This is a genomic window from Pseudoalteromonas sp. SG44-17 (genome assembly GCF_014164235.1).
GTDB classification, from domain to species: domain Bacteria; phylum Pseudomonadota; class Gammaproteobacteria; order Enterobacterales; family Alteromonadaceae; genus Pseudoalteromonas; species Pseudoalteromonas rhizosphaerae.
This window is the reverse complement of record NZ_JACJEV010000018.1, coordinates 47,328-73,529: the sequence shown is the minus strand read 5'-3', so window position 1 is coordinate 73,529 and position 26,202 is coordinate 47,328. Positions and strand designations below refer to the sequence as shown.

At 40.0% G+C, this 26,202-nt stretch carries 19 protein-coding genes, 1 other RNA gene and 1 pseudogene; 6 read left to right on the top strand and 15 right to left on the bottom strand.

The genetic code is table 11. From position 1 onward, the window contains the following. Positions 1-260: 260 nt before the first annotated feature. On the top strand, positions 261-3,713 hold the full coding sequence (locus tag H5182_RS13575) for a hypothetical protein (protein WP_182760176.1): 3,453 nt from the start codon (positions 261-263) through the stop codon (positions 3,711-3,713). Between the two features lie 1,154 nt (positions 3,714-4,867). Here the strand turns inward: H5182_RS13575 and H5182_RS13570 are convergent. The 5 genes from H5182_RS13570 to H5182_RS22375 form a co-directional block, all read right to left on the bottom strand. Next, positions 4,868-5,740: an alpha/beta fold hydrolase gene (locus H5182_RS13570; RefSeq protein ID WP_182718936.1), complete on the bottom strand. Its 873-nt coding sequence runs from the start codon at positions 5,738-5,740 to the stop codon at positions 4,868-4,870. Between the two features lie 1,202 nt (positions 5,741-6,942). Beyond that, on the bottom strand, positions 6,943-7,503 hold the full coding sequence (locus H5182_RS13565; protein ID WP_182760175.1) for a hypothetical protein: 561 nt from the start codon (positions 7,501-7,503) through the stop codon (positions 6,943-6,945). 20 nt (positions 7,504-7,523) lie between these two features. Continuing rightward, the gene (locus tag H5182_RS13560) at positions 7,524-8,168 is read right to left on the bottom strand and encodes a hypothetical protein (RefSeq protein WP_182760174.1); all 645 of its coding nucleotides are present in this window, start codon (positions 8,166-8,168) and stop codon (positions 7,524-7,526) included. Between the two features lie 217 nt (positions 8,169-8,385). Further along, on the bottom strand, positions 8,386-8,601 hold the full coding sequence (locus tag H5182_RS13555; protein ID WP_182760173.1) for a hypothetical protein: 216 nt from the start codon (positions 8,599-8,601) through the stop codon (positions 8,386-8,388). Between the two features lie 239 nt (positions 8,602-8,840). Continuing rightward, positions 8,841-8,972: a hypothetical protein gene (locus tag H5182_RS22375; RefSeq protein WP_259398307.1), complete on the bottom strand. Its 132-nt coding sequence runs from the start codon at positions 8,970-8,972 to the stop codon at positions 8,841-8,843. 401 nt (positions 8,973-9,373) lie between these two features. Here H5182_RS22375 and H5182_RS13550 point away from each other — a divergent pair, with 401 nt between their 5' ends. Further along, on the top strand, positions 9,374-9,679 hold the full coding sequence (locus H5182_RS13550; RefSeq protein ID WP_259398306.1) for an MbcA/ParS/Xre antitoxin family protein: 306 nt from the start codon (positions 9,374-9,376) through the stop codon (positions 9,677-9,679). Positions 9,680-9,794: 115 nt separating this feature from the next. Next, positions 9,795-9,983 (top strand): annotated as a pseudogene (locus tag H5182_RS22555) (integrase); the annotation flags it as partial. Between the two features lie 137 nt (positions 9,984-10,120). Here H5182_RS22555 and H5182_RS13545 read toward each other — a convergent pair. Beyond that, positions 10,121-11,956 (bottom strand): ATP-dependent endonuclease, encoded by a 1,836-nt coding sequence (locus H5182_RS13545; RefSeq protein WP_182760171.1) that lies wholly within the window; start codon positions 11,954-11,956, stop codon positions 10,121-10,123. 363 nt (positions 11,957-12,319) lie between these two features. Here H5182_RS13545 and H5182_RS13540 point away from each other — a divergent pair, with 363 nt between their 5' ends. Beyond that, a complete protein-coding gene (locus H5182_RS13540; protein ID WP_182760170.1) occupies positions 12,320-12,478 on the top strand; it encodes a hypothetical protein in 159 nt (52 codons plus the stop codon). Between the two features lie 188 nt (positions 12,479-12,666). Here the strand turns inward: H5182_RS13540 and ffs are convergent. Further along, positions 12,667-12,763: signal recognition particle sRNA small type (gene ffs, locus H5182_RS13535), an RNA gene on the bottom strand. A 140-nt stretch (positions 12,764-12,903) separates the two neighbouring features. Beyond that, positions 12,904-13,779, bottom strand: coding sequence for a DUF3014 domain-containing protein (locus H5182_RS13530; RefSeq protein ID WP_145240520.1), 876 nt, complete (start codon positions 13,777-13,779; stop codon positions 12,904-12,906). Between the two features lie 184 nt (positions 13,780-13,963). Here H5182_RS13530 and H5182_RS13525 point away from each other — a divergent pair, with 184 nt between their 5' ends. Then, positions 13,964-15,109, top strand: coding sequence for a patatin-like phospholipase family protein (locus H5182_RS13525; RefSeq protein WP_145240518.1), 1,146 nt, complete (start codon positions 13,964-13,966; stop codon positions 15,107-15,109). Positions 15,110-15,123: 14 nt separating this feature from the next. Here H5182_RS13525 and H5182_RS13520 read toward each other — a convergent pair whose 3' ends face one another. After that, on the bottom strand, positions 15,124-17,100 hold the full coding sequence (locus tag H5182_RS13520) for a monovalent cation:proton antiporter-2 (CPA2) family protein (protein ID WP_145240516.1): 1,977 nt from the start codon (positions 17,098-17,100) through the stop codon (positions 15,124-15,126). Between the two features lie 150 nt (positions 17,101-17,250). Between H5182_RS13520 and H5182_RS13515 the strand changes: the two genes are divergently transcribed. Next, complete coding sequence (locus tag H5182_RS13515; protein ID WP_145240514.1) at positions 17,251-18,147, top strand: GGDEF domain-containing protein; 897 nt, start codon at positions 17,251-17,253, stop codon at positions 18,145-18,147. 47 nt (positions 18,148-18,194) lie between these two features. Here H5182_RS13515 and H5182_RS13510 read toward each other — a convergent pair whose 3' ends face one another. The 6 genes from H5182_RS13510 to lpxB form a co-directional block, all read right to left on the bottom strand. Next, positions 18,195-18,542 (bottom strand): hypothetical protein, encoded by a 348-nt coding sequence (locus H5182_RS13510; RefSeq protein WP_182734969.1) that lies wholly within the window; start codon positions 18,540-18,542, stop codon positions 18,195-18,197. Then, positions 18,539-19,846, bottom strand: coding sequence for a tRNA lysidine(34) synthetase TilS (gene tilS, locus H5182_RS13505; RefSeq protein ID WP_182760169.1), 1,308 nt, complete (start codon positions 19,844-19,846; stop codon positions 18,539-18,541). Before tilS ends, H5182_RS13510 begins: the two co-directional genes overlap by 4 nt. 107 nt (positions 19,847-19,953) lie before the next feature. Continuing rightward, on the bottom strand, positions 19,954-20,910 hold the full coding sequence (gene accA / locus H5182_RS13500) for an acetyl-CoA carboxylase carboxyl transferase subunit alpha (RefSeq protein ID WP_145240508.1): 957 nt from the start codon (positions 20,908-20,910) through the stop codon (positions 19,954-19,956). Between the two features lie 16 nt (positions 20,911-20,926). After that, positions 20,927-24,418, bottom strand: coding sequence for a DNA polymerase III subunit alpha (dnaE, locus tag H5182_RS13495; protein WP_182760168.1), 3,492 nt, complete (start codon positions 24,416-24,418; stop codon positions 20,927-20,929). After that, positions 24,418-25,014, bottom strand: coding sequence for a ribonuclease HII (gene rnhB, locus H5182_RS13490; RefSeq protein ID WP_145240504.1), 597 nt, complete (start codon positions 25,012-25,014; stop codon positions 24,418-24,420). The genes dnaE and rnhB overlap by 1 nt, the downstream gene beginning before the upstream one ends. Beyond that, positions 25,004-26,161, bottom strand: coding sequence for a lipid-A-disaccharide synthase (gene lpxB / locus H5182_RS13485; protein ID WP_145240502.1), 1,158 nt, complete (start codon positions 26,159-26,161; stop codon positions 25,004-25,006). Before lpxB ends, rnhB begins: the two co-directional genes overlap by 11 nt. Positions 26,162-26,202 lie beyond the last annotated feature (41 nt).

Here is a 26,202-nt window from a genome sequence, read left to right as displayed (position 1 = left end):
AACAATATCCTCTAGATAAATCAGGGAGAAATGGCCACGAATAGTAAAAGTTGTATTTAAATACACAATTACAGCCATTGTGTAAAATACATGTTGCAAAAAATAAAGATAACATCTACCTTAAAAAAAGACAACGTTGTTTATTTTAAAAGTATTACTCTGTAACAATAAGAAAAGTTAAGGAAATAAAGTTTTTAACCAATATATTCAATAACTTAAACACACACAAACACAACAATAATAGTTGTGGAGGAATAAGCATGAAAACAAAGCAAGACATAGCACTTTGCTGGAAAAAAACGGGGCTCGCGTTACTTATATCTTTAACGACAGCCTGCTCTGGTGATCACAAAAACCAACAAGAAGATGATTACAAACTGATCATTCTAGAAGAAGGACAAACCGCTGCTGACGTTATTAATAAAGATGAAAGCGACAGTGATGATGAACCAAATACAGATGACATTCCAATAACTTCCAACCCTGAAAGCGAAGGTCAACCATTATTTTACAACCCTGAAAATACAGAGCAAGTACTATCTGGCTTTGAGTTTTGTTGTGGTGGTAATAACACCTTTCAAGCTCATGGGTTTGATAAATTAACAGGTGATTTTTCTAAATTTGATGGTGGTTTTTGGGCTGCAGATATTTCAGGTCATTTAGGTGAGCGCGTATTTTCGAGCTTTGCGGATGGCTTTGATTTAGAAGGTGAAGCACTTGGGCAACTAGGCTTTTCCGCTACAGGTTCGATGATAAGTCCTAAATTTACAATACAATCAAACTATATCAATTTTTTAATTGGTGGTGGCAATAATGGCATAACAGACGCAAATACAACCGCAATTGCACTTGTTGTTGATAATAAGATAGTTCGTCAAGCAAGTGGAAGCAATACTGCAATGCAAGTTGACTGGCAAACATGGGATGTCAGCGAGTTTAGCTCTCAAGAAGGGCAAATTAAATTTATTGACCATCATGCTGATGATAATTCAGATACTGACTTACCATATTTATTAGTCGACGAAATTCGCCAAGCCGACAGTGCAGCCAAAGTTCCTAGTCAAAATAGTAAGTTGATAAAGAAAATAAAAAAAACCACCGCACCTGCTAGTACTGGCCAAGCCGCATTCACTCGTGTATCAAATGCTGAGCAAAATATTGCGGGTTTTGAATTTTGTTGCGGTAAGTTTAATACCTACGCAAACCATGACTTTAGAGCAACTGGCGATATGGCCAAATTAGATGGTGGTTGGTGGGCTGCAGACATCACAAACCATGTTGGTGAGAGAGTTTTTTCTAGCCGCGCCGATGGTTTTTTAGCAGATGGGAGCCAATTAGGCTGGATTGGTAACGAAGCTACCGGCACACTTTCTTCGCCCCCATTCACGATTACACATGACTATGTAAACTTTCTAATTGGTGGTGGTACAAACCCATTTGATACTGAAAAAGCGACAGCAATTGTCCTGCGAATAAATGGCAAAATTGTCAGGCATGCCACAGGTAACGGGCAATCAGATAAGCTCGATTGGTTTACTTGGGATGTTAATAGCTTAATCGGTGAAACAGCTGTTATTGAAATCATTGATCAGGATGACACTGCAGACGAAACTGCACTTGCATTTATTATGGCTGATGAATTTAAATTATCAGAGTATGCAGCCGTTGACCCGTCGAGTGAAAGTATTGTCACCCAACTGGATCAACACACGATACCTTTACCATTAACGATGGCAGACCCTAACCCTGTATTTTTAAACGGTGAGTTTTATATTTATTATTTAATTGATACCGCATTTCATGATTGGTATCTAACCCGAACCACAGATCTAATTAATGGTACATTCCCACAACGTGTTCTAGAAGCGACGGGAGATGCACAAACACAAGACCAATGGACCGGATCTGGTAGTGTTATTAAAGATAAAGACAATGTAGCTCATTTATTTTACTCAGGACACAATCTCGATTTTTCTCCTGTCGAAGCTGTTATGCATGCAAAAGCAACAGATAACACGCTGACTAAATGGGAAAAACAAGTTAATAGCACATTCAGTGGTACAGGATCATATAGCGACTTTGACTTTCGTGATCCTGACGTTTTTTATAACAAACAAAGCAACAACTATTGGATGTTATTAACTAGTCGATATAACGCAGATGCAGCTATTGCTCTTTATACTTCGAGCGATCTCAAAACTTGGGAAGCGCAAGAGCCGATTTATACTGCAAACAAACCACTTAACTTTGAGGTTCCTGATTGGGTGAGCTTCAATAACGGACAAGCAATAATTTACTCTGATCAAAATAATAATGAGCGCGATGTAAAATATTTAGTAAAGAATGAAGACACATGGGTACCTGGTCGATACCCTTCACTAGATGGAGAATTTTACTACGCAGGAAGAACTGCAAGCTCCCCTACTCAAACCCTGATGTTTGGTTGGGTCGCCCATAAAAATACCCGCTCAAATATAGGCAGTGCTGATTTTGGTGGTGACTTAGCAATTCATCAAGTATCAATGACAGAATCGGGAGAACTAGCGGTATCAATTCCTGAGCAATACTTAAGCGCATTAGCAACACCAATAGATGAAAATGCACAAACCCAATCAGCACAAACCAATAATGATAATTCACTATTGGTCTCACCAGGTAATCAAGTATTACTAGGTAGTAACAATAAAATCAACCGTCTTCACTTTAGTATTTCGAGTGAAGATACCGACAACCGATTTGGTCTGATATTTCCCGCTTATGAAGAGACTACGCAAACGGCTAGTATAGAAATAAACACAGCCACAGAAACAGCTACTTTTTACTTCGGCGATTCACTTACTCAATCAAACTCTAACATCACCCTCACACCTGAACTAGAAGGCAAACCTCTATTCAATCGAGAGGAAGACTTGACTCAGCATATAGCTGGTTTTGAATTTTGCTGCGGCGGTTATAACACCCTCCAAGCCCACGGTTTTAATAATCTAACTGGAGACTTCTCTAAACTAGATGGAGGTTGGTGGGGGGCCGATGTAAACAACAACGTTGGCGAACGAGTTTTTTCCAGCTTTGCAGATGGCTATGATGAAGATGGAACTGCATTAGGGTGGATAGGTTACTCAGCAACAGGAAAAATGGATAGCCCGTCATTTGTAATCTCACAGCAATATATTAATTTCAAGATAGGTGGGGGTTCAAATCAGTTTGACCACCCTAAAGCAACTGCAGTTGTGCTTATAGTGGACGGTAAAGTTGTACGTAGCCAATCTGGTAAAAATACACAACCCGATGAGAATAATAAACTAACAATGCAATGGGCAACCTGGGATGTTGAAGAATTCATAGGGAAAACAGCCTTTATACAGTTTATTGATCTTCATAATGACGATGGCTCAGACAACAGCTTAGCTTACCTTGTAGCTGATGAATTCAGGGCAGCAGCATTACCTGCGGTACTGGGTGAGCAATCTGCACCTACTTCAGAAAGTCGAATCGACTCACAAGTTACTGTTCCTATCAATTTACAACAAGGGGTAACCGTGGATCTTCTTTTACAACCAGAAAGTGGCTTTGGTACCGCATATATCAATGATTTTAGAGCACTAACCTTTAGGCTTTATGACTTAGATAAACGCCAAGTAGGCATCTATAGTAAACAAGGTACACTCAACGTAAGTGAAATGTCACGCTTCTCTGAGGCAGTAAACCCTTAATAAACTACCTCAGAGGTTTGCAACTAGAGCCTCTGAGGTTTAATTCCTATATTGTAATGCCATGAAAAATTTTGCTTTGCTGATATGCGGCCCATATCAGTAAGGCACTAACCATGTAACGATCGACTAGTTTTGGCCAACATTGAAATACATTGACACCCACCATAATTATTTTTTGAAAACAATAAACACATTTTGTATGGGAGATGAACCGCCCATTGCACTTCCTACTAATAAAAAGTGCATGTTAGATGCTGTGGTGCACCCTGTGTCAGGATAATTGTGCATTCACTTTCGTTTGTCCGCGCAAGGTCAACTGCTCATGCTTTTACCAATAATGAAACCAGCCGCCTTGAATAGTGCCATGATGAGGTTAACCGATGAATGTCTCGGCTCTGGCATCCTGCTTCGCTCTACCTTCTAAATCCATTTAGTCGAAGTGCCCCAGCGACCCCAAAAGGATATGGGAAAAACCTGGCTGCGATGAGATCGCAATAATCGATTACTGCGTAACGCGCCTATATGTGTTTGCCGTAAGCTACTTGCTTAACTGCCCCATCAACAGACGAAGTAAACGAATTTGTTTATTGAATTAGAGTTGATTTAGAATTGACCGTCACTGAATAAAAACGGTCAAAAAGAATACTAGTGCCTATTGATAGAGTTAAGGCTCATATGTGTTAAAGCGCTTCAATTTATTGCCAAAATATAGTGGATATCTGCCCCCAAGCAGCCAATACTAAACAAAATTGTATAGACATCATGATCGATGCAATATCCAATTTTATTAACTTACTTTGCAACTTTCCTCTTAAAGAAATCCATAAAGAAAATAAAAGTGTTATTGGCAAAATCCCTGATAAAAAAGCCAAGCAAATACTTGCCGCAGTAATATCACCAAACTTTAGAAAGGATTGATTAACATAGAGATATATGGACAAGCTAAATAGTACAAGGTTTATAAACACCCATTTAATGCGCCTTAAGCCATCTTTATCGCGTTTAACAACTCTAATTAATCCTACTAAAAAGATATAAATCAGTCCAATTAGACCATTACATAATGTGTTGGCATGACTTTGCGTTGTTTGCCAAAACCATGACAACTTAACATTGTTGGAGTTAAGGCGCTTGTTATGTTTTGCTTACTCATTTCAAAGTTTATTCAATAAATAATTAATCTCTGCGATAACAATCTCTGGTTCATGTTTTTGTATGTAATGCTCTGGAGTTGTGGCAAATGTAATTTTGGTATCTTTAGATAAAGTCTGCATCTTATTTAATTCGGTAGAATAAGACTTTTTAATACGCTCCCAGACTGCTGGATGCCAGTTATCTGGAGTTTGATTTGCAGGCACCCAAATTGCGTCTCTGTTCCAAAGTAATACATAAGGTGTGTCACCAAAATCGTCGCTTTGCTGAATGAACGTTGAACTAGTTCTCATATTAATTTTTTCTAGATTATCAGGAGCACCATGCCAGCTAGCAAGTTCAGCTTCCATATTCTTCTTGGTATCAGCATCATATGTGTCATTTTTTGCATCCCACTTTTTTATATGGCTTCTAAATTGGCCATACAATGAAGGATCTACAAGTAAAATGGCGCTGACCTTTTCAGGGTAAAGGTGATTAAATAACTTAATAGGATATGAGCCATAAGAGTGTCCAACCATTACGTAAGGAGGCTGAATTCCAGCCCTTTGTAACAATACATTTTGATGCTCAACAATAGTGCCTAGATCATAATGGCCTTGCGATTTATCACTTTTCCCCAAGTTGGCTCTGTCATAAATACACACTCTATTTTTTTTGTGAAGTGATTGTATTACCTTCTTCCAGTTTCCGTCTTCAACCGTACCACCAAAGCCAGCATTGATAATTATTGAAGGGGAGGCTTCACCATAACATTCAATAAAAAGGTTCACTTTATCTACTTGATACAAGCCTGAAACACTTGGTTTAATGACGTCTTTTGCAGATACGCCAAAGGCTACGATAAATAATAGAACTAAAAGTCCAGTTTTCATTATAAAATCCCTTATATAGCTAATTTAGAAGTAAAATTTAGCACTTAAAACATAACGAGCCTGTAGATTAACTCGTTTTAATTTATTTTTATTGATGCATTAACCATAGCTGAGTTCCTATTTTGATTCAATCGGTTACTTCTATTTTATCTAAAAGTAAATATTGCAAAAATTTTTGTCTGTCCTTTTATTTCAGCTGAACATCTAACTGGATATAAGGCTGAGCATCAATCAATTGGGTGAGTTAATAACCAACAAGGTTTAACCTGATTATATGCCTACAGACCTAAACCTCTTGCCTTGATTAGACACTCAGTACGCGTGCATTAATACAATAAACAAAGTCGCTTACACCTGACTTGATAACTGCGTTACGCACCTAAATCTAACTGGATCACAATGATGAAACCAGCCGCCTTGAATAGTGCCATGATGAGGTTAACCGATGAATGTCTCGGCTCTAGCATCCTGCTTCGCTCTACCTTCTAAATCCATTTAGTCGTAGTGCCCCAGCGACTCCAAAAGGATATGGGAAAAACCTGGCTGCGATGAGCTCGCAATAATCGATTACTGCGTAACGCGCCTATATGTGTTTGCCGTAAGCTACTTGCTTAACAGCCACATCGGCCGACGAAGTAAACGAATTTGCTTATTGAATTAGAGTTGATTTTGAATTGGCCGTTAATTTATAAAAACGGTCAAAGAAAATACTAGTGCCTATTGACAGAGTTAAGGCTCATATGTGTTAGGTGTTTTTATTACCTGAGTCCGGTGTGTCATTGCAAAGAGCGCATTCTACACCTTTACGGGATTGATAGATTCTTGAACCAATAAATACCAATGTTGTTATAAATGACCATGTAACTGCAAATATAATAGAGTCGTCGATAGTGTGCTGCTTAAGTAATTGAACAATAAAAAGTAAAATTAACACTCCGATAAAAACTTTAAGCGCCCTCATAATCCAGAATTTATAACCCATATGACCTCCAAGTATGATGTACACCTAACGAGGCTGTAGAATAACTCCAACAGCCACATTCAATTAAAAAACGAGCTCCTGGAATTAACTCTAAGCGTGTTCAAAGCATTAGGCAATGCATTTGGAACCCATAAAACTGGCTATTTTTCTTAAAAAAGAGTAATTCTACAGCCTACGTGTTTTTGTTCCTAGCGAGCGCAGCGAGTGGTTAATGCGTTTGTTAGCGACCTCCCGCGACGTCAAAAACATCTTTTACCAACAAGAAATTATTAAATCTATTACTCTGCTCCGTGTCTAAGTTTTCTCTCCACTGCTCGACTCCTGCAATCATATGTTCGCAGAAAGTGTTGATATGTAGAATAAGTTGGTTGTTAAGAATACTTCCATGCATGATCATTTGCCCATGTGGCTCTACAAATTTAATACCCTGCAATATTTCTCTAGCACGTTGCGATGAGATGTCACCTAATCCCTGATGAAGGTATGCACATCTAAAAGCATAACAATCGTTACCTGATAACTTAGTTTGTTTTTTTAAATTTTCATAATCTTCTTTCGTGCTGTATTTCAACACCATCTGAAGTTGAGATTCGCTGTAATTTGTTTTGTAAAAGCTACCAACATACTGATTAAACCAAGCAGCATACTTTTTACCGTTAGTATGTGCTCCATCATTAATATATGAGCAAATGTCTGGAATAGTTAAGGCTGTCGCGAGTGCAGCGTGCCAATTTCTAGTTTCTAAAGAGAGGGCTATTGAGCTTGTTAAATGGTCCATCATTTATCCTAGTCGCTAACGCCTCAAGAACCGGTGCAGCTTGCTGCATCCGCGTTACTTGATTTGTTAGCTGCTTTGATCGATTCTCCAACTCGATAAAATAGCGATACATAAAGCAAATTATATTCACGTGTAATTTTCCTGACTACTTCCGTGTGTTCAGGACCGGATGAATTACCAGTGAAATCCATTAACGACAAAGCTTCGTTGATTTTATTATCTAAACGAACAGCATTTTCATAAGCTTTGTGGTCTTGCAACAACTGACAAATAACAATTGCCTCAGCTAAAACTGCTTTCCGACTATCAACCGGGAAAGAAATGACATTATCGGCTACAAATTTTTCTAATTCAGACCTAATCTCCGTCGGCGATTTTTTGACTGCTACCACCCCGGTATATGTATGAAATATAGACTCGACCCTAGCAAACATTGGGCTATAGATTTCTTGTAATTTTAAAAGTGCTGCATTCCTATTTTTAAGCTGTTCCATGTTAAAAATCGAGCGTTGTTGAATGTTGGCGATTTCGACATCTTTCTTTTTAGCAATCTCAGTAACTTTTTTAGATTGGACGTAACCAAAAGCCATGCCAGCGACGGCAACAATATATGGACCAATTGCTTTAACGATATCAACAAGGGCAACTGATTGTTCAACATTCGCCATATTTACTCCTAAGTGCAGCTAACGCCCAAATAACGGGCTGATAATAGCTTGCTAAAATGTGTAACGAAGTGGAACCGAGCAAGCTGTTAGCAGTCCCTATTAATTTGTCTTGTTAGCATTTATTTGCACTGAATTTCGGCTTTTAACCAAGGGTGATCTATAGAAGTGATACCACCTAGAAAAATACCACCGTCAGTTTTACCTTTATTTTCACCCATTATATCGTAACCATTGGGACACAATTCTGAAGCACGTTTACTCCAAAAGGTTTTAAGCATTTCAGTTGAAGTTGTGCCGTTTCCATAGTATTAAACATGTAATGGTTTTCGCCTAACTCTTTATCTTTATAACCGCCAGACCAAGTATGAGCTTGATAGCCCGTTGCACATCCAGTTAATAATACACATCCTGTAATTAAGGCTAAATACTTCATTTTTACTCCATACTCGGTTTGAATGCTAACAATTTAATAGTGCGCTCATCGCGCATATTTCTACCGACTTAGCGCTCATTTTTCTACATTATATAGTTTTAACAAATAACCTAAGGTATTACTATAACTATGTTTTCTAAGCTTTAAAGTAAAGTTAAATAGAACCAACATGCGCGCAGCGCTCATTTTCATGAATATATGCGCAAAGAGCAGTCTAACCAATCAAGTAACGACTATATTTAGCCAAGCTCAATGACCGCTTCTCGCTCTTTGCCGAAGTTCGGCTCAGTGGCAAAAGCGGTCATATTGGACGCTCGAAAAGCTGGTTTGACGATCTTGTTTGCCCCCATTGCGTCTATAGGTCTATGCATCAGGAACTAACCGTTTGTTGAACATTTAAGTAGGTTGTTCCATTTTGGAACATACTGCAAATGTGTACAATTTGCGACCTCAAGATTTGATCCATTTGAGTTTGGGATTTTAAAATAGTCGAATTCGACCAGTTTGATTATTAGATCGCAATATAATCCGACTGACAACTGATCGCTCTAAGCCGAACTACGCAAAAGTGCCATGAGCAGATAGTTGGTTACAGTAACCCCCCCAACATATAATTAAATAAAAAAATCGACTAACTTATCTGCGACTATTTCAGATTTAAACTATAAATAATGTATCAATCACAAGGCATAAATCCGACATGTTAAGCTCAAATGTAAGTTTAAAATCACCAAAATCATATAGATTAGCTTTAAAAGTGATCTTTAACATCATGAAAAAGTGGCAGGTTGATGAAAAAAAGCAGCGTATTTTGCTCGGTAACCCCGCGACTGATGTATTTGAAACATGGAAATGCGGCGAGGTAACATCGTTAGAAAATGATGTATTAGAGCGAATTTCCTATATGGTGGGTATCTATAAAAATTTAGGGACCCTGTTTCCTGAGCAAAGGCAGGCTAATGAATGGCTTCATAAGCCGAATACGGCGTTTGGCGAGTCCTCAGCGCTAGATTTTATGTTGCTCGGGCTAGTAGTGAACTTGCGCGAAGTAAGACATTACTTAGATGCACAGTTTTAACTAAACACCCGCTAGCTACGAACAAAAAGTTAGGGCAACCTAAAGTGTGATTACCAATTCTAAGTTTATTTTGATACTTAACCTTATTTAATCTTACTTATCCATGGATTATAAGTACCTTTCAACCCGTCAATATGGACGTATAGTTGACTCTTGGGTCACCTCAATTGGGTTAGATAAGACTCAATATGGCACTCATTCAATGAGACGTACCAAACCATCACTAATTTACAAAAAAACTAAAAATTTAAGAGCCTGTCAGCTTCTACTTGGCCATAGAAAACTAGAGAGCACTGTCAGGTAATTGGGAATAGAAGTTGATGATGCGTTAGAAGTATCAGAACAGATCGATGCTTAAATTTGAACCTAAGCCAGACTCGAAGTTAGAGTCTGGCACGTGCCATGAGCGGACGGTCGTAACCTTATTCACTTGTTATATCGCTAATCTTCAGTGTGAATATGCTCAATAGAATTTTGATAGCTTGTTACCGCAACATCAAGTTCTTTAATATCAGTCCAAGCAATGGCACCACTTGGTAGCTTAACGCCGTCCTTTTCCAAAATCGCATCTAGCAACTGCTTAATATTGGAATACATATCTGGATCTGTTTTGATATTATTAATACAGTTTTCAGGTTTATCATTTGCAACTGTTTCTGAAAAATAAGCCTCTTCAAAGTTAACTATTGACGCAACCACTTTTGATTCAGGTTGCATCTGAGCTTGTATTTTTCCATTATTTGTCCACGCTGGATTATTCATTTCAAATACATCGTACGCAATGCAACCATCTTTGCTTTTATCTTTATTTCTTCGTTTTGACATACATTTTTGTGTATCGGTATCATGTAAAACGTAATACTGGCCTTTAAAGTGATTTAGCACTTTCATCATTGATGCTACCGTTACTTTACCTCTGGCTCTTACAATATTAAGATCATGATATTCAAAATTGTTTTTAGAGGTTTCTTTATCTTTAATGTAACCAAATGCTGAATATTCAGTGTCACCTTCAACTACTAGGACTCTACCCCCAAAGAAAGCTTGTGAAATATGAGAGTCAAATAAATTTGTTAATTTCAAATTTTCTTTGTCGTCATCATCCAAATTCGCATCTTCTGGCCTATATAGAGTGGTTGTTTTTATGTTCCGGTGCTCATTTTTCTCAACCCTAATGACTGTTGTATGGTCTTTACTAAGATCAATAAAGTTTGGTGAGTGTGTAGCTATCATTACTTGCCAATTATCACTTTCTGGTAATGAATACAGAACATCTCTGGCACTATCTATTGCAGTTGGGTGTAAGCTAACTTCTGGTTCATCCAACAATAATACGTGTGATGTATTATTTCCCAATTTTTCATGCTGAGATTTTGCCGACTTAGATGTTGTATTTTTAGCTTTGATGCCCTTATCAGCTAAAAGTTTGAGAATAGTCCACAAAGCAGTTCTTCGACTTCCACTTCCTTGTTTATTCAGGGGGAATTTTTCGCCACCTATAGCTCCCATTTGAACGTCGAATTCATCTCCTAGCAAATCTACTTTAATAGTAGAATTACTTTCAGGAGCTAAAATTGATAATTCATGGTTTGGAAATATTTTCCCGATTATTTCGTTTGCTGTTGTCTCTAAATCTTGAACACTTTGATTTTGAGTTGCCTTGGTATCTTTTCTTAGCTTGTCCAAAGAATCTAATACCTTTTCATAAACAGTCTTTTCATCAGCATCATTTTCTTTGTACTGTTTAATTCCCTCATCTAATAAACTTTTCAAAAGTGATTTAATTGCTCTCGCTTGAATTTCTGGATCATCAAACGTGCTTACTCTATGAGGCTTCGGCCTTTTAGATTTAGCCTTATTATTCATTCCCCAAGGCATAGTTTCATCATCACCTTTTTGGGCATAGCGGCCTAAGTTCACATTAAAGCCTACACGTACTGGTTCGACATTGATCCCATTCCAAGTCCATTTTTCTCTTACAAGTAACATCCCATCATCTTGTTTCAAGCACCACTCATCACCGGGTTTAGTTTCTTCTGTTGCTAAAGAATAAACCTGAACTTCCGGAAAAGATTCAGGTTTAACCTGTTTATTGTGGAAATCATCTTGTTCTAATTTCAAGCAATCTGTAACGACTTCAAAAGCTCTCAAAATAGTACTTTTACCAGCATTATTAGCACCGACTAAAACAACTATCTTATCAATATCTACAGTTACTTCATTAGCCCCTATACAACCAAAGTTTTTGATTATTAATTTCTTGATTTTTGGAATCATCTTAAATCCTTTTGAGTAACACGTAGAGTTGGTAGAGCGATATAACAACTTAATCAGAGGATACTTTCTCTATTTTAGCGCGAAAACGTCCTTATTTTGTGAACTTACATTAATAGCAAATAGTGTAAGTGATTGCCAGTTATAAATATTATGCTTTCTGTAACTCATATAAACATGTAAAAAGGAGGAATGTTTCTTCTTATTCTTACCAAACTAATGAAGACTCACCTGAATGACCGCTGATGGCTCTAACCCGACCATCAGCTGGGTAACAGAAGTGCTATTATTAAATATAACTTTTCTGGCTTTGGTGTATGTATACCTAGCGATATTCAACCTAGTGCTAATCATAAATTTGTAGAAATGCTCAGCAATGGAAAAGTTAATTTAAGCTCAAGCCCTTTAGATGAAATTGAATTAATTCATCGTGGTTTAGGTATTAACAATGTTGAGAAGTTTAGGCTTGAGTTACGTTGGGATATTCAAGAGGATTCAACTAAACAGGTAGATTTATTTTTTTGACTAGCAAATTTATGGAGGTTTTTAACACGGGGGGTTTGCGTTTTCTTCTGTACATGTGAGTCAACCACCTAACCATTTGGTTAAATACTAGACTATGCCACCTTATACTTCCAATTTATGCCATCTTTTAGTACAAATATGTCAACTTATACTTCAAACAACACTCAAATGAGGAATTTGGGTGGCAGTCTTACCAGCCACATCTCGGCACACACGTCACAAACTGTGGCTGCTCCCTTCCGGGCCTGACCAGGTTCGCCTGCTAGTGTTGCGAGAGGACCAATAAGACTACCATTGAGGGCCTTGGTTGGCGCGGGAGGGATTATCTCTACTTTTGCTGTGTTATTCAAGGGGAAACACAAAAAGAAAGTGCGATTGCATGTTAAACATACAATCGCACTGTTTTTTAAACGATTTAAGTAAGATTATTGATTATCTAACTCTTTTTTTACGTTACGTAGTACAGCTTTTATTTTTTTCATGTTTTCAGGGCCCATGCGTAGCAGTTGTTTTTGTGCAGCCGGTAGGCGTTCCCATTCTGAGTAAGCATATTGATAAGTTACTGAATCACGTAACAGTGGCATATCCCCTTTTGGCTCTGGGGTATCTAGCAGCAATTCTATGGCGTCAGTAAGTGTTTGATTAAACGCATCACCTTGATAGCCAATTTCTGTATACGCATCATTGATAAGTGGTTTGTACTCATCGTATAAACGTACGATTTGTGCTGCACTCATGCTAGTAAAGATTTTTACATAAGGGGTATAACGCTCATAGCTGTTTGGATCAATGGTAAGAATATCACCCTCTACTACACTAAAGCCTTCTTCTAACTTAATAACGGGAGTGTGTTTTTGGGCAATTTTACCTTTGGCAAGATTATCTATAAATACCACACCGCGACGAATAACATCGTCGTTTATAACCAAACTCATAGCTGCATCACCTAAGTATTCGTCTAACTTAGCAACAACGACAGGATCGCTTTCATCAAGAGTAGGTAGTGGTTCTACTTGCGGCTCAGGCTCTACTGGGCGTGGTGTTGGCACGGCTAAATCAGCAGGCTTTTCAGGATTAACAGATGGGGCATTAACAACCGGATCGTTCTCTGGTTTTAGCTCCATCATGGGGCGCTCTGCTACGGGTTGCTCAACTTCGGTTGCTGTTTGTGACTCATCACTTGAGTTTAATAACACAAACGCTGCAGCAATAATGATAATAATTAAAATGATGCCTGCAAATAAAAGGTTATTATTCGGTGGACGTTTTTGAACATCTGACGCTGATGGTTGATCTGACATACGAACTCCATAAATATTAAAATGCGATAACAGTAAGAGTACCCTAAATGGATTTAATTCATAGCCTACACTAATAATTATTAACGTAGCTAAGGTATCCTTTGATTCTTCTAGCTTAAAGACTTACAGTTAATAAATAAAGTAAAGACGCTTAACCGCTTAATTGCAACGACGAAACTCAACTATGAAAATCAAGCAAATCGATAAAAACAAACCTAAAGTTGCTCTGTTACTGACCGGTGGTGGTGCACGTGCCGCTTACCAAGTTGGGGTTCTTAAAGCGCTCGCGCAAAGTATGCCGCGTACCGCCCCGCTGCCATTTACTATTATTAATGGTACATCTGCCGGAGCGATCAATTCAGCTGCGCTAGCAAGCTATGCTTCATGCACCCATTTGGCGGTACGTAAACTGGAATCTGTTTGGAAAAACTTTTCTACCTCAATGGTATATAAAAGTGATTTTATCAGCGTGTTTGGCCATTTAATGCGTAACATGCTGACTAGTTTTCAATCTGAACATATTAATCATCCACCAGCGAGCTTGTTGAATAATCAGCCTTTACGTAATTTACTTAATGAAATTTTAGATTTAACTCGCATTGAGCGTAATTTACACCGTAATTATTTAGATGCGCTGTCAATCACCGCATCAAGCTATACCACGGGTGATTCTGTGGCGTTTTTTCAATCTAATACACAGTCACCTTGGCGGCGCGCTAAACGCGAAGGCCAAGCGGCACGTATTAACGTTGAACATTTAATGGCGTCCAGTGCAATTCCTATGGTGTTTCCGAGCGTAAATGTATACAACCACTACTTTGGTGATGGCTCTATTCACCAATTATCGCCACTGAGTCCATGTGTCCATTTAGGCGCTGAAAAAATATTTATTATCGGTGTTGATCAGCCCAAAGAAGCTCATCCGCCGGGTTATCTACCTCACTTCCCAGGGTTATCCTCGATTGCGGGCCATTTGCTCGACAGTGTGTTTACCGACACCTTACAGTCAGATCTTGAGCGCCTTGAACGAATTAACCGAACTTTAGGTTTGTTACCTGGGCGTGATAAACACCAAGAATTAAAGCAAATACAAAGTTTTGTGATCAATCCATCAGAAAACTTTAATGCCATTGCTGCAAACTATTACAGTGATATGCCTTTAGCCATTAAAATATTACTGCGCATGATCGGAGTTAAAAAACGTTCTCAATCGAGTTTAACCAGTTACTTATTGTTTGAAAAACGCTATACCCAGCATTTGATTGAAATTGGTTATAAAGATGGTTTAGAGAAACTGCCACAGATACGCGAATTTTTAGAGCTCGATTAACAGTTAACTATTCACTAATCCGTACCATCGAGTAAATAGCACTCTACCCGCTCTACTCGTCGGGGTTTACCTTGTAGTACAAGAATATCTCCGGCGAGTAAAACAGTGTGCAGCGATGGACTATCAATTTCACGGTCTTTGCGTCGTAATGCTCGCACTGATACTTTACGTTTTTCGAGATTTAATTCATTAATATTTTTAGCAACCGCAAAGGCGTTTTCTGGCAGTGCCATAACGTGTAAATACTCAAGCCGCTCGGCGTTGTTTTCTTCACTATCAAATTGATCTCCAGCAAAAAAACCATGTAAAAATTGGTAACGGTTACGCCGCTCTTTGCTAACCCGCCTAACAATACGCGACATCGGCACGCCCGACATAGACAACACGTGCGACACTAACATTAAGCTCGCTTCCAGTGTTTCTGGCACCACCTCAGTCACGCCAAGCTCTTTGAGTGCTTCGAGATGACTATCATCGCGCATGCGTACCAGTATTTTCACGTCAGGAGCTATTTGCTTTATCGCATCGATCACGATTTGCGCATGTTCAAAATCGGTGAAAGTAATGATCACTAGTCGAGCTCGTTCGACTCCTGCTGATTTTAAAATATCTTTTTGTTTTACATGACCAAAAATAACGGGCTCTCCAGCTGCTTTGGCCTCTTGAACTAGTATTGGGTTACTTTCAACAGCAACGTACTCTATTGCTTCTGGCTTTAAAAACCGCGCAATAGTTTGCCCAACCCGAGAAAACCCACAGATCACTACATGGTTTTGATACAAGGTGCTACTATTAGGCTGTTGCTGCCACTCACCGTTGGGATTTTTTAATACCCCAAGTTGTTTTAATAACCAAGGCGTCGATTCTATTAAATAAGGCGTTAAGCCCATCGACATGACTGCAATAGCAATTAAAAATGAGGCGTGATCTAAAGCTAATAATTGGTGTTTAGTAGCAAGCGCAATTAATACAAAACCAAACTCGCCCATTTGCCATAGCATGATGCCTGCTGCAATTGCATCTTGTTTTCGCTCGCCCATCAGTTGCGCTAAAAAAGTAATAACACCAATTTTTAATACTAGCATTAGCGCTAATGCAGCCACTATCCAATACCATACGCCAAACACATATAAAATATCGAGCTGCATACCGACAGTGACAAAAAATAGGCCCATTAAAATATCGCGAAATGGTCGAATATCAGCTTCTAATTGATGTCGGTACTGGCTTTCGCCGAGCATCATTCCTGCTAAAAATGCGCCCAGCGCCATCGATAAGCCAAATAAATACGTTAAGCCTGCGGCAAATAAGGCAACCACTAAGGTGGTCAAAACAAACAATTCATCGGTGCGCATTAATGCAACTTCGCTAAAGACTTTTGGCAATACCCACTTGCCTATCATCCATAACAACAAACATACAAATGCGCCTTTAGTTAAAGCGAAAGTCAGGGCCCAGGCAATGCCTTCAGTATCACTGCTTTGGGCCAGTAAAGGTAAAGTAATGAGTAACGGCACCACCGCAATATCTTGAAATAATAACATTCCGATAGCGAGCTGCCCTCGCCGCTGTTTAAGTTCGCCGGTTTCTTTAAGTAATTTAACCACCACCGCTGTTGATGACAGCGCCATTAATGTCGCAATAGTGAAACTGCTCAACAAAGACAAATCCATCAACAATAAAATCAGCATAAACACAATACTTGTGACAATTACTTGCAACGTGCCCAAGCCAAATACAATATTGCGCATTGCCATTAAGCGGCCAACAGAAAACTCCAGCCCTAAACTAAATAATAAAAATACAATACCAAGCTCAGCTACAAAATGTATTTCATGACTTTGCGCCATCCAGCCAATGCCATGACTACCCGCTAATAAGCCAGTAGCAAGGTAGGCGAGGATCGGCGGTAAGCCAATGCGCTTAAATAACCATACCAGCACCACAGCAGCCAGTAATAAGCCAAATATTTGAGCCAATACACTTTGCAAATAAACCTCCTATTTATACTGTTGCCATACTGTCAAAATTTTAGCTACTTAAGAGTTAACTATAGCAACTATCTGTTTTTCAGCCAGTTTGGAATAGTGGCACAAAAATCGCTTAGAAAAGTAATAACAAACTCCTAGGGGGAGAAAACCATGGAAAATGTCCATATTTTGACGCAGCGCATCTCGGCACGTGGCGAGTTTCTGCCGTTTTCGGCAGAGCATTACCGTAATAATGAACCTGCTGCTATTCATAGTTTGCTCGAAAAACTGCAAACAACGTTAAATATAGAAGAGCTATTAACGATTTATGCTGAGCATGCAAAACAAATCATAAATTTTTCAGGCTTGCAGTTTCAGTCGTCTCTTGGAGTGGCACAAATCCCTAATAGTGATAATAGTAAACCGCCATATTCATTTAATTTAGACATAAATAATGAACATTTAGGGCAGCTTATCTATTTTTGCCAATACCCGCTTTCGGGAAGTATCAAGCAAAAGTTAGTTGGCTTACACAGCGTATTGGTTTATCCATTACGTAATGCATTAATGTATAGCCGCGTGCTAAAGCTAGCTACTAAAGACACTTTAACAGGACTTAATAATCGTAGTCAGTTTGATGCTATTTTGGCTCAGAAATTAGAGCGTTTTCGCCGCCATCATCGTCCATTTAGTCTAATGTTGTTAGATTTAGATAACTTTAAACAAGTTAATGATAGCTACGGTCATAAAATTGGCGATGACGTATTACAAGAGTTTGCCAACGTTTTATGCAGTAGTATTCGCGGGACTGATTCTGTATTTCGTTTTGGTGGTGATGAGTTTGCAGTATTAATCGATGATCCTGAATTTACCACAAATAAAGTGATTGCTCAGCGAGTAATGCAGTTAGTGACTCAGTCAAGTTTAATGAAACAATATGAAGTCACCACCAGCATTGGATTTACTTTGGCAAACAGCAAAGATTGTGAGAATGAGATTTTTGCCCGCGCCGATAAAGGTTTATACAAGGCCAAAGCATCAGGGCGTAACTGCGCTAAAGCGTATTAATTAAAGGTAAGCCTAGTTCCCCCACTAGGCTTTCTTTTATAATTATACTAATTATCTGACTTGGCTAATAACTTATAACCTAATAGTGCTAAGCAAAAACCAAAAAAGAAACCACTAATTAGGTATAACAAAGCAGCCATGCTGGTTAGTGGTACAACAATGACCATTAATAATGGAATACTCACCCCAACAATAAAAAATAGTCCACCTTTACCTAACCAGTACGCAATTAAAATAATTGCACACACCAAACCACCTAAAACCGAATACGCTAACGTTAATAGCTCAAGCTCAAACATTACCGTGGCAATGCCCGCTATAACGGCTGTAACTATTAGCCCTAACGGTGCTTTATTGACTAGTGATAAACCAACGTGTGGCTGTGACGTTGTCATGTTTTTATCTCCCAAAATATACCTTTTTCATCGGCGTGTTCTGCACTTATAAAATGCCCTACGACATAAACTAATTGCTCATTATAAAAAATAAGTGGCACATTAGCACGTAACCATGGCGCTACTTTTGCATCTTTAAACCAATGTTTAATGCTGTTGTGACCCGGTTTTTTAAGCGGTTTAATACGCGCCTGTGGACAATTAAACTGGACAGAAACGTGTTCATCAAGCAATGGTTTTCTAACTCCTATACCTGATAATTGTATTAGGGTACGACCATCTGAAAGTAACTGGTTTTGAGCAGTTAGTGATTGGCTGTCAGGAACGGTTGTTTCACGTACAAAATATAAAAATTTTTGATGCCGGCGAACTTGCCCATCCGTTAACTGAATAAGTAGCTGCGCATCAGCTTTTGCTGTTAAACCTTGTGTAAGTATTTGCTGAGTTTGTTGTTGTGATGGCATAAGCGTCGTAAATTGTCCAAGCCAACAACGCAAAACATTTGCTTGGCGCGCAGCGCTAAAATTTGCTAGCTGTAAACAACTTAACCCTTGCTGGGTATTTTGGCATTGCCTTAAATCTAACTGAGTGTATTCATCAAGTACATCTTGCTGCTGTTGAAGAAGGTTAACACTGCGCGCTGCGCTTTTCTCAAAGCCGGTAAATCGTTCACTTAATAGAGGCACTATTTGCTGACGAATAAAGTTGCGATCAAAGCGCTCATCCGTATTTGAATCATCGGTAATATGCTCAAGCTTAAACTCGGTAGCAAATTGTTCAATACTGTGTCGTGTGGTGTTCAGCAGTGGCCGTAAACATTCTCGCCCAGAACTCAAGGTGCGAGTTTGCCGCATAGATGATAGGCCTTGTAATCCTGAGCCCCGTTTTAGTCTCAATAAAAACGTTTCTAGTTGATCATTTAAGTGCTGCCCTAGCAAAATAATACTGCCGCTTGGGCTATGCTGATCAAGTGCCTGATACCGAGCATCGCGGGCGAGCTCTTCTAGACTCGTGCGTGATTTATTGGTGATTTTTACCTGAGCCGAGTAAAAAGGAACTTTTACTATTGCACATAGTTTTTCGCAAAAATGCTGCCAATCGTCGCCATACTGACTTAAACCATGATTAACATAAACTGCGCTTAATTGCAGTTGCGGTATTTCAGCTTTTAGCGCATTCATTATATGCAGTAATACCACCGAATCCACACCACCAGAGAGCGCTACCGTAAATGCGGTTTTGTGCTCATCGGTATAAGGCGTAATGGCATTTTTTACTTGTTGGTATAACGATGTTGTTTGCATGAGTAACCATCAACTTAAATTTAGTAGTGCTCCAAGCTCCAAAGCATTCTAAAACAAAAAAGCCGCAATAGCGGCTTTTTTTCATCAATTTGGTTGTTTTGTTTATCTTAACAATAGCCAAACGACATTAAACGTTTATAGCGTTGATCAAGCATCTCATCCAGTGACAGAGCTTGTAAATCAGCTAAATCGCGCTTAAGTTGATTTTTCAGGTTACGCGCCATACCTTCGTAGTTACGGTGTGCGCCACCTAATGGCTCTTCAACTAAGCTGTTGATCAAATCAAGCTCTTTAACACGCTCAGCGGTTACACCCATCGCTTCTGCAGCAAGAGGGGCTTTATCAGCGCTCTTCCACAAAATTGATGCACAACCTTCTGGTGAAATCACCGAGTAAGTACTGTACTGCAACATGTTAACGCGATCACCTACACCAATGGCTAGAGCACCACCTGAGCCACCTTCACCAATAACCGTACAAATTGTTGGCACTTTTAATGCTGCCATCACTTTAAGGTTACGTGCGATTGCTTCAGATTGGCCTCGCTCTTCAGCGCCAACACCAGGGTATGCACCTGGGGTGTCGATAAAGGTCATAATTGGCATTTTAAAACGCTCTGCCATTTCCATTAAGCGTAATGCTTTACGGTAACCTTCAGGCTTTGGCATACCAAAGTTGCGTTTAATTTTTTCAGCTGTGTCACGGCCTTTTTGTTGGCCAATAACCATCACTGGTTGACCTTCAAAGCGTGCAACACCGCCTAAAATTGCCGGATCATTCGCAAAAGTACGATCGCCAGCAAACTCGTCAAATTCCGTGAAAATACGCTCGATATAATCTCGAGTATAAGGACGCAACGGATGACGGGCTAACTGAGAAACCTGCCAAGCACCTAATTTAGAGAATATTTCCTCTTTCATTTTAGCGCTTTTCTCTTTTAATCGACTGACTTCCTCTTCTAACTCAAGGTCTAAATCGCCAGCGCGGCTTATATTTTGTAACTCTTCAATTTTTGCTTCTAACTCTGCGATTGGAAGCTCAAAATCAAGATAATTGAGGCTCATGCTCTAAACTACCTAATTAGTTAAATTCTAGTTCTACATCTTGCGCCGCCATTAACGATAACTTATGAATTAAGTCATCACTAGGCGTAACACACCATTCTGTCCCGAGGGTTAACTGTGCCAACGCATCTGGACGCTGATAGTAAACCTTAATCGGACAAGTACCAAACTTATAAGGTTCGAGTACTTTTTGTAATTTATCGAAGAAGTTGGCTTCGATTTGCACCATATTTAGCGTCATTTTAATCGCTTTAATACGTTTTTCGCGCGCTTGCGCGATGGTGCATATGTCTCTGGCGGTCATTGTAATACCACCGGAGAAGTTATCAAAGCTGACCTGTCCAGATATTACCAAGATATTGTTGATTTGCAGCATATCTTGGTACATTTCAAACTGTTCTGGGAATAAGCGTACATCAATACGGGCACTCTTGTCATCTAAAGTTACAAGCCCCCAACGATTTCCCTTTTTATTTACTAGTGTACGTGCAGCTATAACAAGGCCTGCAGCGGTTGATTGCACATCACGATTAGTTGGCTGTAAATCCACTAATTTACCACTGGTGTAATATTTCAGCTCTTTACGATACTGATTTATTGGGTGCCCGGTTAAATATAAGCCTAAGGTTTCTTTTTCCCCATCAAGCCATTGGTTATCAGTCAGTGGCGTGGCTTTTATAAATGCTTGCTCGACTTCATCCGGCTCTGTCGCTAATAAACCAAATAAATCAGTTTGCCCTAACGACTCTGCTTTATGATGCTGATCAGCCGCTTTCATCGCATCTTTTAAGCTTGCCAATAACGTAGCACGCGCTGGTTGCGTTTTCTCGGGACCGAGTTGATCAAGCGCACCGGCGTAAATAAGTTTTTCGGTTACGCGTTTATTGATACGTTTTAAATCTACCCGCGCACAAAAATCGAATAGGTCTTTAAATGGCCCACCGTTACTTCGCGCTTCTAAAATTGCATCTACAGGCGCTTCACCCACGCCTTTGATAGCACCAATACCATAAACAATTTCACCCTTGAGGTTTACTGTAAACTTATAGGCACCGGCATTTACATCAGGCGGTAATAAAGTGAGTTTCATGTTCTCACATTCATCAACCAAGGTGACGATTTTTTCAGTATTATCCATATCAGCCGACATCACCGCCGCCATAAATTCAGCAGGATAATGGGTTTTCATCCACAGCGTTTGGTAAGATACTAACGCATAGGCTGCGGAGTGCGATTTATTGAAACCGTAGCCTGCGAACTTCTCTACCAAGTCGAAGATCTTAATCGCCAGTTCGCCGTCAATGCCGTTATTTCGCGCACCATCTTCAAATGTTGAACGCTGTTTTGCCATCTCTTCTGGCTTTTTCTTACCCATTGCACGACGTAACATATCGGCGCCACCTAAGGTGTAACCTGCCAGTACCTGAGCAATTTGCATTACTTGTTCTTGATACAAGATAATGCCGTAAGTCGGCTCCAAAATAGGCTTTAAGCTTTCGTGTTGATATTGTGCATCTGGATAAGAAATTTCTTCGCGACCAAGTTTTCGGTCGATGAAGTTATCTACCATGCCTGACTGCAATGGCCCGGGACGAAACAAGGCTACCAAGGCGATCATATCTTCAAAGCAATCGGGCTTTAAGCGCCTTACTAAGTCTTTCATACCCCGGGATTCAAGTTGGAATACCGCGGTAGTTTCTGCTCTTAATAGCAGCTCTATACTCTTTTTATCATTCAGTGGAATGGTGTTGATATCTATTGACTCTTTGCCCTCTCGGGTTAAGCGCTCATTAGTCATATCAACTGCCCATTGCAAAATGGTCAGGGTTCGTAGACCTAAGAAGTCAAACTTTACTAATCCGGCGGTCTCTACGTCATTTTTATCAAACTGAGTAACCGGAAACTTACCTTCATCGTCACAATACAGGGCGGCAAAATCAGTAATTGTAGTCGGTGAAATAACCACACCGCCGGCATGTTTACCAGCGTTACGTGTACAGCCTTCAAGGATGCGACACATATCGATTAAGTCTTTTACTTCTGTATCGCCATCGTAAGCTTCTTGCAGGCGTGGCTCAACATCAAACGCTTTTGCCAACGTCATGCCGGGATCGCCTGGGATCAGTTTTGATATACGGTCAACAAATCCGTACGGGTGGCCAAGTACTCGGCCAACATCGCGTATTACCGCTTTTGCTGCCATAGTACCAAAAGTAATGATCTGTGATACCGCGTCTCGTCCATATAGAGCCGATACGTGATCGATTACTTCATCGCGTCTATCCATACAGAAATCGACGTCGAAATCCGGCATTGATACACGTTCAGGGTTCAAGAAGCGCTCGAACAGTAAATCAAATTCAAGCGGATCAAGATCGGTAATTTTCAGCGCGTACGCCACTAACGAACCCGCACCTGAACCACGTCCTGGACCAACTGGAATATTGTTATCTTTACTCCACTGGATGAACTCCATTACGATCAAGAAGTAACCAGGGAAACCCATTTGGTTAATTACATCGAGCTCGATTTGCAAACGCTCGTCGTATTCAGCACGTTTTTCTGCTCGGTCCGCTTCATCAGGGAATAAAAACTGTAGGCGCTCTTCAAGACCGTCTCGGGATACTTTCACCAAGAAGTCTTCAATTTTTAATGAGCCGGTTGGGTAATCTGGTAAGAAATACGTACCAAGCTGCACCGTCACATTACAGCGTTTGGCGATTTCCACACTGTTTTTCAGCGCTTCTGGGATATCACTAAACAGCTCAGCCATTTGTGCTGGGGTTTTTAAGTACTGCTCTTCAGAGAAGCGCTTTGGTCGGCGTTTATCATCAAGCGTATAGCCGTCAAATATTGCTACGCGTATTTCGTGGGCCTCGAAGTTTTCAGGCTTCAAAAATACCACTTCGTTGGTAGCCACCACTGGCAATTGCTCAACGGTTGCAAGCTCAACCGCTAAGTGTAAATAGTCTTCTTCTTGTGTACGCTTAGTACGTATCAACTCAATATAGTAGTTATCACTAAAATGCTGTTTATAAAAACTAACCACCGACTCAACTGTGGCTGGGTTGCCTTTTAATAGCGCTTTACCTAAATCGCCATCTTTGGCACCAGAGAGTAAAATAAGCCCTTCTTTGTGCTCAACTAACCAATCTCGTTCAATAACAGGGCGATGAAATAAATGCCCACGTTGATACGCTTTAGAGATTAAAAGGGTAAGATTTTTATAACCGACATTATCTTTAGCTAAAATAACTAACCGACAAGGCCCTTCTGGAAACTCTGGGCTGTGTAACCAAAAATCAGCACCAACAATTGGTTTAATACCCGCATTATGAGCGGTGTCGTAAAAGCGCACTAAACCACATAAGTTCATTTGGTCGGTAATAGCCAATGCCGGTAATTGTAATTCCTGCGCTTTGGCGACAATCGGTTTAGTTTTCGCTAAACCATCGACCATTGAAAAGTCTGAATGTACCCGTAAATGCACAAAATCTGGAGCTGCCATTACTTCTCCTGCATCGCCAGTACACGTTGTACTGGTTTAAAGCTTTTACGATGTTCACTAATGGCGCCGTACTGCTCAAGAGCAGCAAAATGTGCCTTGGTTGGGTAGCCTTTATGACCTGCAAAACCATATTCTGGATAGCGTTTATCAAGCTCAATCATTTCATCATCACGGGCAACTTTAGCAATAATGGATGCTGCTGAGATCTCTGCCACTAGACTGTCGCCTTTTATTACGGCTTGTGCCGGCATACTGAGCGCAGGTAGGCGATTGCCATCGACAAATACAAACTCAGGGGTGGTACTTAAGCCTTCAACCGCACGAGTCATTGCCAGCATAGTGGCATGGAGAATATTTAACTCGTCGATTTCTGTGGGGCTACATCGGCCAATGGACCAACACAGCGCTTTTTCTTTGATCTCAATTGCCAGTGCTTGGCGTTTTTTATCGGTTAACTTTTTTGAATCCGCAAGACCAGCTATCGGTTTAGCTGGATCGAGGATCACCGCAGCGGTCACTACATCGCCAACTAATGGCCCACGGCCGACTTCGTCAACGCCAGCGATAAAGCTGAGGTTAGGTCGTTCAATTTGCATCTATAATCTCCGCAACAGCAGTGGCTGCTTGCTCACTAGCATTTAAGCGTATTTGCTGGTGAATGGCTAAAAAACGCGCTTTCAACTCGCGATTATCACTATTTAGCATTGGTTCAAGGGCGTTCGTTAGGTTTTCAACGCTGCAATCATGCTGCATAAATTCAGGCACTAGCTCTTCGTCAGCTAATAAGTTTGGTAACGAAAAGTATTTAATATTAAAAGTGAATAAACTTTTAAAAATCCAATAACTTAGGGCTTTTATTTTATAGCCAACCACCATAGGTTTTTTATAAAGCATCCCTTCCAGGGTCGCGGTACCTGATGCAATTAAAATCACATCTGCCGCTTGCATAGCAAGGTTCGATTGCCCATCCAACAACTGAATATTTAGTTGTGGCGCTGTAGCTGCCAAAATAGCACTAAATTGTGCTTTGCGTTGCTCATTTACTAATGGCACCACTATTTTTAAATCAGGATTTTTAGCTTGTAGCCCGGCCGCTGTTTTAAGGTAAGTTTCACTAAGCAACCCTACTTCTGAGCCTCGACTACCTGGCAATAATGCCAGTACTTTATCATCAAGGCTTAAACCTAATTGTTGACGCGCTGCGCTGTCGTCATGCTCAAGGGCAATATCATCAGCCAGTGTATGGCCAACAAAAGTACATGGCACATTATGTTTATCGTAAAATGCTTTTTCAAACGGTAATAAAGCCAGCACCATATTGGTTGCAGCGCTGATTTTGTGAATACGTTTTTCTCGCCATGCCCACACTGATGGACTTACATATTGAATCGTTTTAATACCAGCATCTTTTAACGGCTTTTCAACCCGTAAATTAAAGTCAGGTGCATCAATACCGATATAAACGTCTGGCGGGTTATCAATAAAGTGTTGGACTAGTTGCTTGCGAATTTTTAATAACCGCGGTAATCGGCCTAGCACTTCCACTAAGCCCATTACAGCTAACTCTTCCATATCAAATAAGCTACTACAGCCTTGCGCCTGCATTTTCGGCCCTGCAATACCTTCAAAAATGGCATCAGGGTAGCGCTGTTTCAATGCTTTAATTAGGCCTTCACCTAAAATATCACCAGAGAGCTCTCCAACTACAATCGCTATACGTAGTGGCTGTTTATCTTTATTCATGGCTGTTTTTTATTCACAAGTCAACAAGACGGTCATAGGCA